Origin of the sequence: Microvirga sp. 2YAF29 (genome assembly GCF_052114605.1) — a bacterium.
Classification (GTDB): Bacteria; Pseudomonadota; Alphaproteobacteria; order Rhizobiales; family Beijerinckiaceae; genus Microvirga.
The window spans coordinates 1-17,617 of sequence record NZ_JBFRFB010000027.1; the positions used below are offsets into that span (position 1 = coordinate 1).

The 17,617-nt window shown below is 61.6% G+C and carries 12 protein-coding genes; 6 read left to right on the plus strand and 6 right to left on the minus strand.

Annotation, left to right across the window (positions count from 1 at the left end; genetic code table 11):
- Positions 1–2,418 (minus strand): DNA translocase FtsK 4TM domain-containing protein (locus AB4Y85_RS19075; protein WP_441986484.1); only part of this gene is annotated, 2,418 nt, incomplete at its 3' end.
- A 223-nt stretch (positions 2,419–2,641) separates the two neighbouring features.
- Between AB4Y85_RS19075 and AB4Y85_RS19080 the strand changes: the two genes are divergently transcribed.
- From AB4Y85_RS19080 to AB4Y85_RS19090, 3 genes are read left to right on the plus strand one after another with little or no spacing between them, the layout of a single operon-like run.
- On the plus strand, positions 2,642–3,022 hold the full coding sequence (locus AB4Y85_RS19080) for a hypothetical protein (RefSeq protein ID WP_441986485.1): 381 nt from the start codon (positions 2,642–2,644) through the stop codon (positions 3,020–3,022).
- Between the two features lie 48 nt (positions 3,023–3,070).
- Positions 3,071–4,033: a DUF1775 domain-containing protein gene (locus AB4Y85_RS19085; protein WP_441986486.1), complete on the plus strand. Its 963-nt coding sequence runs from the start codon at positions 3,071–3,073 to the stop codon at positions 4,031–4,033.
- A gap of 13 nt (positions 4,034–4,046) precedes the next feature.
- A complete protein-coding gene (locus AB4Y85_RS19090) occupies positions 4,047–4,646 on the plus strand; it encodes an SCO family protein (RefSeq protein WP_441986487.1) in 600 nt (199 codons plus the stop codon).
- 183 nt (positions 4,647–4,829) lie between these two features.
- Here AB4Y85_RS19090 and AB4Y85_RS19095 read toward each other — a convergent pair whose 3' ends face one another.
- The 3 genes from AB4Y85_RS19095 to tesB all read right to left on the minus strand — a co-directional run bounded on the left by AB4Y85_RS19095 (position 4,830) and on the right by tesB (position 7,626).
- Positions 4,830–6,185: an ammonium transporter gene (locus AB4Y85_RS19095; protein ID WP_441986488.1), complete on the minus strand. Its 1,356-nt coding sequence runs from the start codon at positions 6,183–6,185 to the stop codon at positions 4,830–4,832.
- 37 nt (positions 6,186–6,222) lie between these two features.
- On the minus strand, positions 6,223–6,561 hold the full coding sequence (locus AB4Y85_RS19100) for a P-II family nitrogen regulator (protein ID WP_441986489.1): 339 nt from the start codon (positions 6,559–6,561) through the stop codon (positions 6,223–6,225).
- Positions 6,562–6,765: 204 nt separating this feature from the next.
- On the minus strand, positions 6,766–7,626 hold the full coding sequence (gene tesB / locus AB4Y85_RS19105) for an acyl-CoA thioesterase II (protein ID WP_441986490.1): 861 nt from the start codon (positions 7,624–7,626) through the stop codon (positions 6,766–6,768).
- A gap of 367 nt (positions 7,627–7,993) precedes the next feature.
- Between tesB and AB4Y85_RS19110 the strand changes: the two genes are divergently transcribed.
- On the plus strand, positions 7,994–9,247 hold the full coding sequence (locus AB4Y85_RS19110) for an FAD-dependent monooxygenase (RefSeq protein WP_441986491.1): 1,254 nt from the start codon (positions 7,994–7,996) through the stop codon (positions 9,245–9,247).
- A gap of 88 nt (positions 9,248–9,335) precedes the next feature.
- On the opposite strand, the gene ppa is transcribed toward AB4Y85_RS19110, so the two are convergent.
- Entirely contained in the window at positions 9,336–9,863 is a 528-nt protein-coding gene (gene ppa / locus AB4Y85_RS19115; RefSeq protein ID WP_441986492.1) for an inorganic diphosphatase, read from the minus strand.
- Between the two features lie 296 nt (positions 9,864–10,159).
- Entirely contained in the window at positions 10,160–10,666 is a 507-nt protein-coding gene (locus AB4Y85_RS19120; RefSeq protein WP_441986493.1) for a GNAT family N-acetyltransferase, read from the minus strand.
- Positions 10,667–10,991: 325 nt separating this feature from the next.
- Here AB4Y85_RS19120 and AB4Y85_RS19125 point away from each other — a divergent pair, with 325 nt between their 5' ends.
- Both AB4Y85_RS19125 and AB4Y85_RS19130 read left to right on the plus strand, forming a co-directional pair.
- On the plus strand, positions 10,992–15,341 hold the full coding sequence (locus AB4Y85_RS19125) for an Ig-like domain-containing protein (RefSeq protein WP_441986494.1): 4,350 nt from the start codon (positions 10,992–10,994) through the stop codon (positions 15,339–15,341).
- A gap of 623 nt (positions 15,342–15,964) precedes the next feature.
- Positions 15,965–17,617: cadherin domain-containing protein (locus AB4Y85_RS19130; protein WP_441986495.1), on the plus strand; the 1,653-nt coding region annotated here is incomplete at its 3' end.

Genomic DNA, 17,617 nt, shown 5'->3' on the forward strand with positions numbered 1-17,617 from the left:
CAGGATTTCGCGTTTACCGGCATGGTTTGCGGGCCCGACGATGCCCTCGTTCTCCATCCGCTCCATCAGCGAGGCCGCCCGGTTGTAGCCGATCTGCAGCCGACGCTGGATGTAGCTCGTCGAAGCCTTCTTGTCCCGCAACACCACCGCCACCGCCTGGTCGTACAGGTCGCCGCCCGGCGCCCCGAACTCGCCCTGGTCGAACACCGCCGTATCGGGCGCCGCCGCTTCCTCCTCGTCGGCGGTGACCGCCTCGAGATATTGCGGGCGGCCCTGGCGCTTCAAATGCGCCACCACATGCTCGACCTCCTCGTCCGAGCAGAACGGCCCGTGCACGCGCGTGATCCGCCCGCCGCCGGCCATGTACAGCATGTCGCCCTGGCCCAAGAGCTGCTCGGCCCCCATCTCGCCCAGAATCGTGCGAGAGTCGATCTTCGAGGTCACCTGGAACGAGATCCGGGTCGGGAAGTTCGCCTTGATCGTGCCGGTGATCACGTCAACGGAAGGCCGCTGGGTGGCCAGGATCACGTGGATGCCGGCGGCACGCGCCATCTGCGCCAGGCGCTGGATCGCCCCTTCGATCTCCTTGCCCGCCACCATCATCAGATCGGCCATCTCGTCGACGATCACCACGATATACGGCAACGGCTCGAGATCCATCACYTCATCCTCGTACACCGCCTCGCCGGTCTCGCGGTCGAACCCGGTCTGCACCGTGCGGGTGATGGTCTCAGCCCTCGCCTTGGCCTCGGAGACGCGGGCATTGAAGCCGTCGATGTTGCGCACGCCCAGCTTCGACATCTTGCGGTAGCGGTCCTCCATCTCGCGCACCGCCCACTTCAAGGCGACCACCGCCTTCTTCGGGTCGGTGACCACGGGGGTGAGCAGATGCGGGATGCCGTCATAGACGGAGAGCTCGAGCATCTTGGGGTCGACCATGATCAGGCGGCACTCGGCCGGGGTCATCCGGTAGACGAGCGACAGGATCATGGTGTTGATGGCGACCGACTTGCCCGAGCCGGTGGTGCCGGCCACCAGCAGGTGGGGCATGCGGGCGAGATCGGCGATGACAGGCTCGCCGCCGATGGTCTTGCCGAGGCAGAGCGCCAGCTTCTGCTTGGAGGTCTCGAAGTCCTGGGAGGCGAGGAGCTCGCGTAAGTAAACGGTCTCGCGCTTGTGGTTGGGCAGCTCGATGCCGATGGCGTTGCGGCCCTGGACCACGGCGACGCGGGCCGAGACCGCGCTCATCGAGCGCGCGATGTCGTCGGCCAGCGAGATCACCCGCGACGACTTCGTCCCAGGCGCAGGCTCAAGCTCGTACAACGTCACGACAGGCCCGGGATAATTCGCCTCGTCGAGCAGGGACGGCTGGGCCTCTCGCGCCATGCGCTTGCCGGGCCTGGGCGCCGTATGAGCGGGCGCGACCCGGGTCGGCGCGGGCTCGGGACGCACGGCGCGCGGCACGGCCTCGGCCATGGGCTCATCATCCCAGGGCGCGTCCTCGTCCTCTTCGTAAGCCGGAACGGCGATGGGCGTGGTCCGCGCGGCACGCAGCGGTGAGTCGAGGGTGGACTCTCGGCGCATCTGGGTGCCGTTGCGGCCCTGGCGAAGGGGCGGCGCGACCTCCTCGTATTCCTCATCTTCCATCGGAGCATGGCGGTTCTCACGCCAGCGGCGAGCGCTGGCGCGCAGGCTCATGAAGCCGTGGGCGAGGGCGCCGAGGGACACGATTCCCCAGCCGGGCTCATCGTGGCCGGTCTCGTCCGCCTCGTCCTGATCGGCGATCCTGCGGCGCTTGACGGGGAGCGGCGCTTCCATCTCGTCGGGCTCTTCCTCATGCCGTGCATCGACCGGGCTGAGGCTGCACGCGGCGGTGAGGCTTAAGATAGCGATGGTGGCGAAGACGATGCCGAGGATCGCATGGGCCGGACCGGTGGACAGGCCGGTGATCGCCTTCGCGCCGGTGAGAAGCGCATCGCCGACCACGCCGCCGAGGCCCGTGGGCAGGGGCCAGCGGTCGGTGGCGGGCATGGCGCTCGCAAGCGCAGTGGCAGCGCCCACGCCCATGATCCAAAGGGCAAATCGCAGCTGCCCGCGTCCCAGCTCGCCGGATTTCATGAGCCGCCAGCCCCAGAGCGCCAGGGGCAGGAGGGCCGCGATGGCGCCGAGGCCTAAAAGCTGCATCAGCAGGTCGGCCACGATGGCGCCGGGCCAAGCCAGCATGTTGCGCACGGGCATGTCGGTGGCGTTGTTCAGGCTCGGATCGTCCACGGACCAGGTGGCGAGCGCCACCGCCACGGCGCCCGCGAGGGCGACGAAGCACAGGCCGGTCAACTCCTGCGCCCGGCGGGCCAGCATGGCTCTCAGGGCGGAGAAGAGGCCGTCATAGGCGGAAGAAGAACGGCGGGCCGTACGCATCAAACCACTCTGAAAAACCAGGAACTAGGCAATCTTGGCACAGAGCCTACGCGGCACGGGTTAAGGGCCTATTAACCCTAAGCGACCGGCGGCGAAAAAATGGCGGGTGGGATTTCGTGATGCTGCGGGTGTTTTCCCTCCACCTGCGGGGAGGGAACAGCGCTGTGCTCATAAGCTCTCCGAGCTGTTGACGAGCGGCATCGAAAAGACCAGTGTCCCGGCCATGACGAAACGGGCCTCCATCACTTGCTGGAAGCGCGTCGCTCTGGCGGCGCTGCTCGCTTATGCGCTGGTGCTGCAGACGGTGCTCGTCTCGCTCGCGGGCGCATCCCATGCGGTCGCCGCCGCTGGGCCTGAGGGCGTGCTTTGCCTGCAGGATGGTCAGACGGCCCCGGATCATTCGCCCGCCGCGTCCCATGATGGCTTGTGCTGCCTTGTCGGCTGCCACGGATCGGGCGCCGCAGGACCTGCGCCGGTTGCCGTCTCCGTCACCCGTCTCAAACCGGCGAGTGCCGAAGCCGTTCAGCCTCCGTCTTTCTTCGCTTCGCTCCCAACTCCGAAAATCCTGCCCCTGGGTTCGCGCGCGCCGCCGCGCCTCGGCTGATTGCACGTCTCGATTCAATCAACCGAACTCTCGCAGGATACACATTCCATGCTGACTTCCCGTACCAGTGGCGCGCTTCTGGCGGCTGCCTTTATCGCCGTTTCCGCTCCCGCTTTCGCTCATGTGACGTTTGAGAACGCGCAGGCGAAGCCCAACTCCACCTTCAAGGCCGTCATGCGTATCGGCCATGGCTGCGGCGGTGAGCCCACCACCAAAGTGCGCGTGCGCATCCCCGAGGGCATCGTCGCGGTCAAGCCGATGCCGAAAGCCGGCTGGAAGCTCGAGACCGCCAAGGGCGCCTATGTGAAGGCCTATCAGGTCAACGGCGAGGCGGTGTCGGAAGGTGTGACCGACATCGTCTGGAGCGGCTCCCTCGAAGACGGCCATTACGATGAATTCGTCTTCCAGGTCCGCTTCACCGATGCCTACCAGCCCAGCGCGACGGTGTATTTTCCCGTCGTGCAGGAATGCGCCAAGGGCGTGAACGAATGGGTGCAGGTGCCAGCCGACGGCCAGGACCCGCACAGCCTCGAATCGCCGGCACCGGGCGTGCGTATCGTCGCCGCCGAGAGCACCGCGCAGCAGGCGGCCACGCCCTCGCAGCAGAAGGTCGGCGCGCTCACCATCGATCAGCCCTGGTCGCGGGCAACCCCCGGCGGTGCGAAGGTCGGCGGCGGTTATCTTCGCATCACCAATACGGGCTCGACGCCGGACCGGCTCACCGGCGGCTCGTTCACTGGTGCCTCTCGGGTCGAGGTGCATGAGATGTCGCTCGAGAACGACGTCATGCGCATGAAGCAGGTTCAGGGCGGGCTTGAGATCAAGCCCGGCGCGACCGTCGAATTCAAGCCCGGCGGATACCACCTCATGTTCATGGACCTGAAGGAGCCGCTGAAGGAAGGCCAGACGATCAAGGGCACGCTCGTGTTCGAGAAGGCCGGAGCGGTGAACGTGGAATACAGCGTGCGCGGCATGGGCGGAGCGCCCGCCGCCGAGCACAAGCATCACTGACAGGAGACAGACGATGGCATTCAAGCGTTCGCTCATTCTCCCGCTTGCGGTGTTTCTCGCGGGCCTCTCCGTTCTCATCGTGACGATGATCTTGCTGCTGCAGCCGCAACAGCAGCAGAACGCGGGTCGCGTGCCGATCGGCGGGCCGTTCAAACTGACTTCGCACGAGGGCAAGCCGTTCACCGATGCCGATCTGAAGGGCAAGCCCTTCGCGGTGTTCTTCGGCTTCACCCATTGTCCGGAAGTATGCCCGACGACGCTCTACGATCTCACGCAGGATCTGGAATCGTTAGAGAAGGATTCGGACAAGGTGCGGGTCGCCTTCATCACCGTCGATCCCGCGCAGGACACGCCGGAACTGATGAAAACCTATCTCTCGTCCTTCGATCCGCGCATCGTCGGATTGACCGGAACGGATGACGAGATCGCCGCTGTCGCGAAAGAGTACAAGATCTATTACCGCAAGGTGCCCACCGATTCCGGCTACACCATGGATCACTCGGCCACGATCTTCCTGATGGACAGCAAGGGCGATTTTTACGGCACCTCGAACTTCCAGGAATCGGCGGAAATCCGCCGCTCCAAGTTGAAGCAGTTGATCAAGAACGGGTGATGTTTGTGCGTGTCATCCCGGCGCTGCGCTCCGTCCGGGATGACCCAAGTGAAAGCACGCATAAGAAAAGCCCCGGCCTTGCGGTCGGGGCTTTTCCTTTTCGAGCCTCTGGAAGGCTTCGTTGCCGCATCGCGCGAGCACACCCACTCGCGCGATGCAGATGATTTGTTTGAGATCCAATGCTCAGTAATTGTAGGCGCGCTCGCCGTGATCGGCGAGGTCGAGGCCTTCGCGCTCCTGGTCATGCGAGACGCGCAGGCCGGTGACGAGCTCGACGATCTTGAAGAGCACCACGGAGCCGATGCCGGTCCACACGAGGGTGACCACGACCGCGATGATCTGCGTCCACACCTGGCCGCCGATCGAGTACTCGCCGACGCCGTAGCCGCCGAGCGCGGGAGCGGCCACGATGCCCGTGCCGATGGCCCCGATGATGCCGCCGATGCCGTGGATACCGAACACGTCGAGCGCGTCGTCATAGCCGAGAGCGTTCTTCACCGAGGTCACGGCGAAGTAGCAGCCCACGCCGGCAACAAGGCCGAGCACGATGGAGCCCATCGGGCCGGAGAGACCCGCAGCCGGCGTGATGGCGACCAGGCCCGCGACGGCGCCCGAGGCGATGCCGAGCAGCGAGGCCTTGCCCTTGTGGAGAGCCTCGACCGTCATCCAGGCGAGGCCCGCAGCGGCGGGGGCGAGGATGGTGTTGAGGAGTGCCAGAGCAGCGCCGCCCGTGGCCTCCAGGTTCGAGCCGGCATTGAAGCCGAACCAGCCGACCCACAGAAGGCATGCGCCGACGAAGGTGAGGGTCAGGGAGTGCGGGGCCAGCAGGTCACGGCCGTAACCGATGCGCTTGCCGATGAGGATGGCGCCGACGAGGCCTGCCACGCCCGAGTTGATGTGAACGACGGTGCCGCCCGCGAAATCGAGAGCGCCAAGGCCGAAGAGATAGCCTTCCGAGAACCACACCATGTGCGCGATCGGCAGGTACACGAAGGTGAACCACAGACCCGTGAACAGCAGCACGGCTGAGAACTTGATGCGCTCGGCGAAGGCGCCGACGATCAGGGCAGGCGTGATGCACGCGAAGGTAAGCTGGAAGGCGATGAAGGTGAATTCCGGAATGGCGACGCCTTTGGTGAAGGTGTCGGCGGTGGAATCGGTGGTCACGCCGGCGAGGAACGCCTTCGAGAAGCCGCCGATGATGGCGCCGAGCGTGCCTTCGCCGCCCGAGGTGAAGGCGAGCGAATAGCCGTAGAACACCCACAGGATGGACACGAGGCTGAACACCGCGAAGACCTGCATGAGCACGGACAGCATGTTCTTGGTGCGCACGAGGCCGCCATAGAACAGCGCGAGGCCGGGGATCGTCATGAGGATCACGAGAAGCGCGGAGACGAGCATCCACGCGGTATCGCCCTTGTCGACGGTGGGAGCGGCCGCTGCTGGGACTGCGGGGGCCTGAGCAAAGGATGGTTCAACGGCCATCAGGCCGAGCGCCAGCGCACCGAGCGCGGGCAGAATGAGGTGACGGAACTTCATCGGATTCAAATCTCCGGGCAATTTTGATTTCAGAGGATTACAGGGCGTCGACATCGGTCTCGCCCGTGCGGATGCGAACCGCTTTCTCGAGCGACGTGACGAAGATCTTGCCATCGCCGATCTGGCCCGTGCGCGCCGCCGCCGTGATCGCGTCGATCACCTGGTTGACGAGGTCGCTCGCCACGGCCACTTCGATCTTGATCTTCGGCAGGAAGCTCACGGCGTATTCGGCGCCACGATAGATCTCGGTATGACCCTTCTGCCGTCCATATCCCTTCACCTCGGTCACGGTGAGGCCATGCACGCCGAGAGCGGTGAGCGCATCGCGCACCTCTTCCAGCTTGAACGGCTTGATGACCGCCATCACGATTTTCATGGGCTTGCCCCCTTTGAGACGCTGGCCCGAAAAACTCGGGCAACGGTTTCCACACGAACCCGCCGTGCTGGCAGGTGTCGGGAAGGGGATATGCAATAACTATGCCAACGCTTGCAGGCTCAAGGGAAAGGGCTCTGCCTCTTTCCTAGGCAGGCAAAAATGGGCCAAGAATCAGCCTGTTTGCACAAAAATTAGTCAGACTGCTTAAGCGGACCGGTCGCGGATGAGACCTTCCTGCGCAACCGAGGCAACAAGGGTGCCGTCCTGCTTAAAAATAAGTCCGCGCGAGAAGCCGCGGGCGCTGGAGGCGTTGGGGGTGTCCTGCGCGTAAAGCAGCCATTCGTCTGCACGGAAGGGGCGGTGGAACCACATGGCGTGATCGAGGCTCGCCGCCTGGATCGTCGGGTCGAAGACCGTATGGCCATGGGGGATGAGGGACGTATCGAGAAGCGTCATGTCCGAGGCATAGGCCAGCACGCATTGGTGGATGGCCGGATCGTCCGGCAGGCGTCCCGTGGTCTTGATCCACACATGGAAACGCGGCTCGCCCGGTTCGCGGGACGTATAGCGTTCGATCTCCACGGGACGGATTTCGAGAGGGCGCTCGCGCTCGTAATAGGTGCGCATGGGCTCCGGCATTTTGAGGATGAGGCCGCCTTTGACCTCTTCCTCACTCGGCAGCTCGTCGGGGCGCGGCACCTTCGGCATCTCGGCCTGGTGCTCGAAGCCGCCTTCATCGACCTGGAAGGAGGCCGACATGGCGAAGATCGCCTGTCCGTGCTGGGTCGCCACCACGCGCCGCGTGGTAAAACTCTTGCCGTCGCGGATGCGGTCCACCTCGTAGATGATCGGCACCTTGGGATCGCCCGGCAGCATGAAATAGCAATGGAGCGAATGGGGATGGCGCCCGTCCACCGTGCGGGTCGCGGCCACGAGCGACTGGCCGATCACCTGCCCGCCGAAGACCCGCTGCCATCCGCTCTTGGGGCTCTGCCCGCGAAACAGGTTCACTTCCAGCTGCTCGAGATCGAGAATGGTGAGAAGTTCGGAGACGGCGCGGGACATGGAAAGATTATCCTCTTGAGGAAGCTTCATCCATCGGGGAGCCTGCCAGGAAGGTCAAGGGCGGGTTCTGGCCTACCAAAGAACGCACCGTGTAGATGAACGCAGGCTAATGCCTTAATCTCGGATCAGAGTGAGGGCCATAACAGGCATCGTCAGGAAAAGGCATACGATCCAAATCTTCTTCGCTAATGAAGGCTTTCTGTTCGACGCGATCAACATATACGACCCCTTCTCTATAGAGACTGTATAGCGTCTCTTATACAGTCTTATTGGCGAACAGAAGGGGCCTCCGAGAGCTTCCCCTTCTGTGCTTGACGCCGTTGTTCCAATGATCGACACCCAGAGCCGGAGCTTGAAGGAGAGAGCCATGACCGCAGATGTCTCGCGCATTGTCATTGCAGGTGGTGGCTTGGCTGGCCTGACGCTCTCGCTCGCCCTCAAGCGAGCGCTGGACGGCGGCGTGGATGTGGTCATGTGCGATCCCGCGCTCAAGCGCGACCCGCATGGCGATAAGCGCTCCTATGCCATCGCGGCGGCAGCGCGGCGGATGATGGAAGCGCTCGGCGTCTGGGGCGCGGTCACCGACAAAGCTCAAGCGATCCTCGACATGGTGATCACCGATTCCAGCCTCCAGGACCCGGTGCGCCCCACTTTCCTCACCTTCGAGGGCACGGTAGATGGGGCTGAGCCCTTCGCCCACATGATCACCTCCGGCGACCTCACGGCTTTGCTGCTCGATGCCTGCCGCGAGGCCGGTGTGGAATTGCGCCCTGAAGGCGTTGCCGGGTTCTCCGTGCAGGGCGCGCGCACCGAGATTGCCTTGAGCGACGGCGAAAAGCTGTCTGCGTCCCTTCTCGTGGCCGCCGACGGAGGTCGTTCGCGTCTGCGCGAGCAGGCCGGCATCGGCTGGATTTCCTGGCCCTATCGCCAGTCTGGTATCGTCGCCACCATTTCCCATGAACGTGACCACGAGGGCAGGGCGGTAGAGCATTTTCTGCCCTCCGGTCCCTTCGCGATCCTGCCGCTGAAGGACGAGACCCGCCCCGACGGCTCCGTCATGCACCGCTCCTCCATCGTGTGGAGCGAGCGCAGCGAGAACGTGCCGGCCCTTCTCGGCGGCGGCCCTGAGGATCTTCTGGCCGAGCTCGAAAAGCGCTTCGGCCTGCAACTCGGCAAGATCGCCTTCGAGACCAAACCGCAGGCCTTCCCCCTGTCGTTCGGCGTCGCCCGCTCGTTCGTGGCTGAGCGTTTGGCGCTCCTCGGCGATGCGGCTCATGTGATCCACCCCATCGCCGGTCAGGGACTGAATATTGGCCTGCACGATGCGGCGGTGCTGGCAGAAATCATCACCGATTCCATGCGTCTCGGCATGGATCCCGGTGCTGCCGATGTGCTGGCCCAATATGAGCGCGCCCGGCGCGCCGACATCACCGCCATGGGAGTCATGACGGACGGTCTGAACCGTCTTTTCTCCAACGACATGCTGCCCGTGCGCCTGATCCGCGACCTCGGCCTCGGCCTCGTGGACCGGATGCCCGGCCTGAAGCGCTTCTTCATCCGCGAGGCGGCGGGACTGCGAAGCAACGAAGCGCCGAGGCTGCTCAGGGGCGAGATGCTTTAGCCATTTCCCGTGCCATGAATGCAAGAAAGCCCGGCTTGGTTGAGCCGGGCTTTCTTTATTTGGAGTGCTGAATCGATCGTCGTGCGACTTACTTCTTCGCCCGCTCAATGGCTTCCACGATCAGGCGGCGGGCTTCCACGGCGTCACCCCAGCGGATGATCTTGGCCCATTTGCCGGGCTCGAGATCCTTGTAGTGCTCGAAGAAATGCTCGATCTGCTTGAGGGTGATCTCGGGCAGATCGGTGTGGTTCTGCACGCGGTCGTAGCGCTGGGTGAGCTTGCTCGACGGCACGGCGATGATCTTCTCGTCCTGGCCGCCATCGTCTTCCATCACCAGCACGCCGACGGGGCGCACATTCATGACGGCGCCGGGCGCGATGGCGCGGGTATTGGCGACCAGCACGTCGCAGGGGTCGCCGTCACCGGAGAGCGTGTGCGGGATGAAGCCGTAATTCCCCGGGTAGCGCATGGCCGTATAGAGGAAGCGGTCCACGAAAAGGGCGCCCGATTCCTTGTCCATCTCGTATTTGATGGGCTCGCCGCCGAGCGGCACTTCGATGACGACGTTCACGTCGTCCGGCGGGTTCTTTCCGGTCGGGATCGCATCAAGGCGCATAGAGCTGTTCTCCAGAACAAGGCTTGAAACATTTTCCCGATGAAGGGGGCGCTTCATCATCGGCGAAAATGCGACGAAAGAGGGCTCTCGGAAGCGCTTACGCTTCTCGAAAGGATGGGCGCTTCTAGCCGGAAGGGGTTCCGGCAACAAGAAGCAAAAAGCGGTTTCGGAGCCTCGAGCCCAAAAGTGGAACCCACTTTTGGGATAAATCCGATGCTCCCTTGTAAAAAGCGCATCGTTAGGCGCGACCCGAAGGGCCGCGCCGACAAAACCGGGACCACTTTTTGCAAACGATGCTAGCGAAAGAGATAGGCGATCTTGGCGAGCGGAGCCCCGCCGATGCGCTCCTCGACCTTGGCGATGCTGAGCCCGCCGAGGCCCGCATAGAAGGAGCAGGCGCGCTCGTTCTCGGCAAGCGCCCACACGGCCACACGGCTCATTCCGTTATGACGGAGGTCGTTGAGGACCGCCTTGAACAGGCGCCTTCCCAAGCCGATTCCCTGGTATTCAGGCGCCAGATAGAGCTCGTCGACCTCACCCTCCGCCGACAGGGAGCGGTCGCGGCAGCGGCCGTATGATGCATAACCGACGACCCCCTGGCCGATATCGATCACGACCAGCGGACGGCCCCGGGTGAGTGTGGAGCGCCACCACTTTTCACCGCGCCGGGCAAGCATCTTCTCCAAGGTCATGCCGGGAATGATCCCGAGATAGGCCTCCCGCCAGGCCGCATCGAACACCTTCGACAGAGCCGGCGCATCGTCGGGCTTGGCGTGGCGGATACTGATGAGGAGATCGCTCATGGCATTGGCAATTGGGTCAGAAGAATAACAAATTCAGTTTCTGGGCGAATGGGTTAACGATACCTTAACGGCACAGGAGGGTCGGCGGTCGAAGCGTGGGAATTTCAGCAAAGTCAGGGGTGTGAGGGAAGGGTTAAAGTGACGCACGCACCCCCAAAACCCAGCAACGGCCCTTGACGGGAGATCTTAACGCTAGGAACACGATATCCTTGCACGGCAAGGGCATTTTGTAGAAGGTATGAAAGTTTACCTTCTCTGGTGAGACGGGTTTCCCAAGAAGAAATGGCAAAAGCCCATTCTTCAAATGGCGAGGGGCAGTAGGGCGATGAGCGGTTATCAGTACGATCCGATCTGGAATATCTACCGCCTCGATCCCGATACTGAGCACCTTTCCCTGGAGGATGTCGCAGAGGCCGGCATTGAGAATGCCGGCGTGACCGGCAATTCCCTCGACAATGTTCTCACCGGAGATGCGCAGAACAACGCGCTCGATGGCGGGGAGGGAGCCGATGTCCTGCTGGGAGGCCTTGGTGACGACACTTACTACATCGACGATGAGGGCGATGTAGTGATCGAGGCGGCAGGGGAAGGGCAGGACAACGTCATTACATTCGTGACCTTTACGCTTCCCGACGCCATCGAAAATCTGGAGCTGCGCGGAGTAAATTCTCTTCGCGGAACCGGCAATGACCTGAACAACGACATCATCAGCTTCAGCAACGGCAGCGGCAATCTCCTCGAAGGAAAGGGCGGTGACGACCGGCTGTTCGGAGGTGATGGAGGAGACACGCTCGACGGTGGCGAAGGCGCCGACATCCTCTGGGGTGGAATAGGCAACGACACCTATTTCATCGACGATGAGGGCGACGAGATCGCCGAGAGCGAGGATGAGGGAGAAGATCACGTCATCTCCTTGATCAGCTACACGCTGGGCGATCATCTCGAACATCTCACCCTGCTCGGCTCCCAGCCCTTTACCGGTATCGGCAACAGCCTCGACAACCGGATCACCAGCGGTGAGGGCAACGATACCCTCGAGGGGGGTCTCGGAAACGACACCCTCTCCGGCGGAGCGGGCAACGACCTCCTGGATGGCGGCGACGGCGACGATACGTCGGTTTTCACGGGCAGCCGCGAGAATTACGTCATCACCAGGAATGAGGACGGCTCCTTCACCGTGGTCGATACACGGTCGGATGGAGATGGCGAAGACAGGCTCGTAGGAATCGAGTTTCTCCAGTTCGACGGCTCCATCGTCGATCTCGCCGCCGCCGCCAGCCCTCCCTCGGGCCTTAAACTGGCCGAAAGCACGGATGATGTCCCCGCCGTAGAGGGTACAACCGAGATCGGTGCATTCACAGCCGATCAAGGTGAGGTGACTTGGTCCTTCGATACCACTGCCGAGAATGGCGGCGATGCCGGCGGCATGTTCGTGATCGAGGATGGCATCCTCAAACTCGCCCCCGGCAAGGTGCTTGAATACGATGGGCCCGGGGCCGTTCATTCCTATACGATCGTCGTCAGGGCCACGAATGCGTTTGGCATCACGACCACGCATACATTCACGATCAACGTTGCCAACGACCTCTCGGATGACAATCACGCGCCGACAGGCGTTTCGCTCAGCGGCGGCACAGTCGCGGAAGGTGCGGACCTCGGTGCAGTCGTTGCGACACTCGAGGGCCAGGATCCCGACACAGGCGACATCTTCACCTACGAAATCGTCGCCAATGCGGATGGCGACCCGCTGCCCGGCGGGCACGCACTCTTTGCCGTCGGCACAGGAGGGAGTTTCGACAAGATTCTCCTCAAGGGTCACCTCGACGATGCGCAGGTCGGGACATACGAGCTATGGATCAAGGTCACAGATGCTGGCGGCCTCTCCACCGTTCGGAAGGTGGTTATCAGCGTCACGAACGTGAACGACGCTCCGACTAATGTGCGTCTCGACGGATATCCCGGCGGCGTCACGGAGGGAGCCACGATCATCGGCACCCTACAGGCCGACGATGAGGACGGCGATTCCATCGTTTGGTCATTCGATACCGCTGCCGAGAATGGTGGCGATGCCGATGGCATGTTCGTCATTGAAAACGGCGTCATCAAACTCGCTCCTGGCAAGACACTCGAATACGACGGTGCGCAGGCCGTGCGTTCCTACACCCTCCACGTGGTTGCATCGGATGGGCATGGCGGCACGACTAAGAAATCCTTCACGATCGACGTCACCAACGATCCGTCCGATGATAATCACGCGCCGACAGGCCTTGCGGTTACAGGTGGCGCGGTCGCGGAAGGTGCCGGTATTGGCGCAGTCGTCGCGACGCTGGAAGGTCAGGATTCCAACGTGGACGACACCTTCACCTACGAGATCGTCGCTAACGCGGATGGCGACCCGCTGCCTGGCGGACACACGCTCTTTGCCATCGGCGCAGGAGCGGATTTCGACAAAATCCTGCTCAAAGCCCATCTCGATGACGAGCAGGTCGGAACTTACGATTTGTGGATCAAGGTTACGGACGCTGGCGGGCTTACCACCGTTCGGAAGGTCACGGTTTCTGTCACGAACGTGAATGACGCTCCGACCAATCTGCGACTGGAGGATTATTCAGGCTCGGTAATGGAGGGCAGCACTGCCATCGGAACCCTCCAAGCCGACGACGAGGATGGCAATACCCTCACTTGGACCTTCGACGCCACGGCCGAGAACAGTGGCGATGCCAATGGCATGTTCGTGATCGACGAGAACGGACAGATCAGAGTCGCCCCCGGCAAAGTACTGGAATATGACGGGCCGGGAGCCGTTCATTCCTATACCATTCACGTCGTTGCCTCGGATGGCCATGGCGGCACGACCAAGAAAACTTTCACGATCGACATCGCCAACGATCCGTCCGATGACAATCACGCGCCGACGGGCGTTTCGGTCAGCGGCGGTACGCTCGCGGAAGGTGCCGGTATTGGCGCAGTCGTCGCGACTTTGGATGGTCTTGATCCCGATATTGGCGATACCTTCACTTACACGATCGTCGCCAATGAAAATGGCGATCCGCTGCCCAGCGGACATGCGTTCTTTGCCATCGGCACGGAGAGTAATTTCAATAAGATCCTGCTCAAGGCTCATCTCGATGACGCGCAGGTTGGTACCTACGAACTATGGATCAAAGTCACGGATGCTCGTGGTCTTTCCACCATCCAAAAGATAACGCTCACTGTCACGAATGTGAATGACGCTCCAGCCAATGTGCGGCTGGAGGATTATTCCGGCGGAGTCATGGAGGGGAATACCGTCATCGGAACCCTCCGAGCCGACGATGAGGATGGCGACACCCTCACTTGGACCTTCGACGCCACGGCCGAGAACGGTGGCGATGCTGGCGGCATGTTCGCCATCGACGAGAACGGACAAGTCAGAGTCGCCCCCGGCAAAGTGCTTGAATACGATGGCGCGCAGGCCGTGCGTGCCTACACGATCCATGTCGTTGCATCGGATGGACATAATGGGACGACCAAGAAGTCTTTCACGGTCAATGTCACCAACGATCCGTCCGATGACAATCGTGCTCCAACAGGCCTGACGCTGGCGGTCTATCTCAACGAGAGCGCCGCATCCATCAGAGTGGGAACCTTAAGCGCGACGGATCCGGATGGCGACAAGCTCACCTATACACTGGTAGACGAGAACGGAAATGATGTCTCAACGACCAGCGAATTCGAGATCCGGGCCATCGCGACCGGCAACGGAATAAGCAGATACGATCTGGTGACCAAAGGCGGCATCCAGGTAAGGGCGGATGAGACGCGCCATGTCTGGGTGCGCGTCGATGACGGCAAAGGCGGCGCGACAACTCAGAAGTTCATCGTTACCATCATGGATGTACCGGAGCCGGTGAACCATGCCCCCAACGATATCGGCCTGAGCAGTGCATCGGTGCTAGAAGGCGCTGCAAAAGGCACTCTTGTGGGCTTTCTCTCAGCCACGGACCCTGATGACGGCGACCGCTTCACCTTCTCGCTCAGCGATGAGCGCTTCGAGGTCAGCGCGGATGGGCGGCTTCTGGTCAAGGACGGCGCCAAGATCGATTACGAGACGGCGCAGACGCACGAAATCCTGGTCAAGGTGGCGGACAAGGCCGGCGCAACCTACGAGAAGGCCTTCACGATCCAGGTGGGGGACGTCGTCGAGACGCAGAGCGGTACGAGAAGCGGCAATATTCTGTCGGGCGGCATCGGCAATGACAAGCTGTTCGGGCTCTCCGGCAACGACCGGCTTTTCGGCGCTGGCGGCAACGACACGCTCTATGGCGGTGCGGGCAAGGATGTGCTTACCGGCGACGCCGGCAGCGATGTCTTCGTGTTCGACACCAGGCCGAACAAGAAGACGAATGTCGACAAGATCGCCGATTTCATCGTGAAGGATGACAGCATCTATCTAGAGAACAAAGTCTTCACCAAGCTTGGTAAGAAGGGCTCGGAGGACAGTCCGGCGCAGCTCAGCAAAGCGTTTTTCACCATCGGCTCCAAGGCCAAGGACAAGAACGACTACATTATCTACGACAAAAAGAAGGGCGTTCTCTATTACGACGCCGACGGCTCAGGCGAAGGCAAGGCGGTGGAGATCGCCAAACTGTCGAAGAATCTCGCCATGACCCACAAGGACTTCTTCGTGATCTGACGTACGCGACTGAGGCTCAGGTATAGCGGGAGGCCGTTAGCTTCCGATCTCATTGAAAGCGCTCGCCTGCTTCAATATCCAGCGTCCTTGAGGCGCCAAGTATTGTGCCTCTCGCTAGCGTGCGCTGCCGCACCTTGCGCTGATCTGACAGCCTATTCCCCCTTTGTTTATAGAGGAGACGACGCAGCGGAAGGCATGACATGAGCTCTCTTCTTGGAGACATGACCATGCCATTGATCACAACATACGTTAGCTTAAATGCATCATTAAATGTTTCGGGGCGTGATCCTTTGGTCGTTGGAACGACCGGGGTTCTAGACTCTCCATCCGGCACCGCCGTTGTTGCCCTAGATAATGGCGTGTCGATTTCGGTTCATGGGGCTATTAAAGCGTGGCATGAAAGCATTCTCCTTCAGGGCCATGGGTGCCTGATTGAAGTAGGTCCTTCTGCAGCCATATACTCGGGTAATACTGGAATAGGTTCGACAGCGGATTTATTGGGTACGACAGTTATCAATAAGGGCTCAATATCCACGTCTGGCTTCGGAATTTACCTCACTGGGTCAGGAACAAGAATTATAAATGACGGCGTTATTGCTTCTGCTGAAACGGAAGCTATTTTTTTGGCGTCTCCGTCAGATGGACCTCTGAATAAAATCATTAACAGAGGTATTATCAAGTCAGTTCCTCGGAATGAGTCTTATGGTAGTGACAATGCTATCCGCGGATCTGGCTCGGTCGACCACATCATTAATGAAGGTCAGATTATTGGCGGCATCGCGTTTAGTTGGGGCGATGATTTTTACGATGGCCGGCATGGCAGGATAACAGGGGAAATTGATCTCCACATCGGGGATGACAATGCTCTAGGTGGAGTCGGCGATGAGGTTTTTATCGGCGGCCTCGGCGACGACACCATCGACGGCGGTGCCGGCAACGACACCTATATTGTCCTGAAGAATTCAGCGTCAGCGGTCAGTGTCGATCTAAGCATTCAGACAGCGCAGAAAGTTGGCGCGGACACCGGCTTCGATGTTCTCCGCAATATCGAGAATGTGACCAGCTACGGCGGCAACGATCATCTCATTGGCAATGACGTTGCCAATGTTCTCATTGCCGGAGCCGGAAACGACACGCTGGAAGGCGGGCTCGGTAACGATAGGCTGGATGGGGGCGACGGTATCGACACGGTTGTCTTCTCCGGTAGCCGCAATGTCGTCATAGACCTCAGGATTCAAGGCCTTTCTTTTGATACGGGATACGGAGACGACACGCTTACCGGCTTCGAGAATATCATCGCGGGTAGCGGAAACGATACGCTGTACGGTGATGCAGCCGCCAACATATTCAATGGCAGTGGAGGAAACGACACTCTGGGGGGATGGGGCGGCGACGACACGCTCGACGGCGGCACAGGCTTCAACACTGCCTGGTTTTCCGGGAACGCGGTACAGTCGCAGGTCGTCAACAATGGCAACGGCACTTGGACGGTGGAAGGCCCCGACGGTACCGATCTGCTGCGCAACATCCGCCAGCTCAAGTTCGATGACAAATCCATCCTGCTTTGGAACAGCGCGCCGACGTCCTTGAGCCTGTCGGCCTCGGCGGTGTCGGAGGCCGCGCTCGCGGGCACGCTCATCGCCACGCTCTCGGCCCGGGATGCCGATGGCGACAGCTTGAGCTACAGCCTCGCCGCGGGCAGCCCGTTCCGCATCGACGGCACCAGCCTCGTGCTCGCCGGACCGCTCGATTTCGAGACGAAGGCCAGCCACAGCCTGACGGTGGTGGCCCGGGATGCCTATGGCGGCGAGGTGAGCCAGAGCTTCACGCTCCAGGTGACGGATGCGGTCGAGTTCACGCCGTTCACGCTCACCGGCACGGCGGGCGCCGACCGGCTTGAGGGCGAGGCCGGCAACGACGTGCTCACGGGGCTGTCCGGCGCCGATGTGCTCCTGGGCGAGGCGGGTAACGACAGGCTCGCCGGCGGCGCGGGCAAGGACGTGCTCACCGGCGGGGCCGGTCAGGATGTGTTCGTGTTCGACAGCCGTCCCAACAAGACGACGAACGTTGATCGGATCGAGGACTTCAAGGTGGCGGACGACACGATCCATCTGGCGAGGAGCGTGCTCACGAAGATGGCGAAGAAGGGCGTGATCAAGAGTGCTGAGTTCTACCAGGGGCCGAAGGCGCACGATCGGGACGACCGCCTGATCTACGACAAGAAGACGGGGGCCTTGTACTACGATGCCGACGGCACCGGCGCACAGGCTCAGATC

Excerpts from the sequence above, each read along its gene's own strand:
- ppa (WP_441986492.1), bottom strand. The coding sequence starts at position 9,863 with ATGCGCCTTGATGCGATCCCGACCGGAAAGAACCCGCCGGACGACGTG.
- AB4Y85_RS19100 (WP_441986489.1), bottom strand. The coding sequence starts at position 6,561 with ATGAAAATCGTGATGGCGGTCATCAAGCCGTTCAAGCTGGAAGAGGTG.
- tesB (WP_441986490.1), bottom strand. The coding sequence starts at position 7,626 with ATGTCCCGCGCCGTCTCCGAACTTCTCACCATTCTCGATCTCGAGCAG.
- AB4Y85_RS19110 (WP_441986491.1), top strand. The coding sequence starts at position 7,994 with ATGACCGCAGATGTCTCGCGCATTGTCATTGCAGGTGGTGGCTTGGCT.
- AB4Y85_RS19120 (WP_441986493.1), bottom strand. The coding sequence starts at position 10,666 with ATGAGCGATCTCCTCATCAGTATCCGCCACGCCAAGCCCGACGATGCG.
- AB4Y85_RS19085 (WP_441986486.1), top strand. The coding sequence starts at position 3,071 with ATGCTGACTTCCCGTACCAGTGGCGCGCTTCTGGCGGCTGCCTTTATC.
- AB4Y85_RS19095 (WP_441986488.1), bottom strand. The coding sequence starts at position 6,185 with ATGAAGTTCCGTCACCTCATTCTGCCCGCGCTCGGTGCGCTGGCGCTC.
- AB4Y85_RS19090 (WP_441986487.1), top strand. The coding sequence starts at position 4,047 with ATGGCATTCAAGCGTTCGCTCATTCTCCCGCTTGCGGTGTTTCTCGCG.
- AB4Y85_RS19080 (WP_441986485.1), top strand. The coding sequence starts at position 2,642 with ATGACGAAACGGGCCTCCATCACTTGCTGGAAGCGCGTCGCTCTGGCG.
- AB4Y85_RS19125 (WP_441986494.1), top strand. The coding sequence starts at position 10,992 with ATGAGCGGTTATCAGTACGATCCGATCTGGAATATCTACCGCCTCGAT.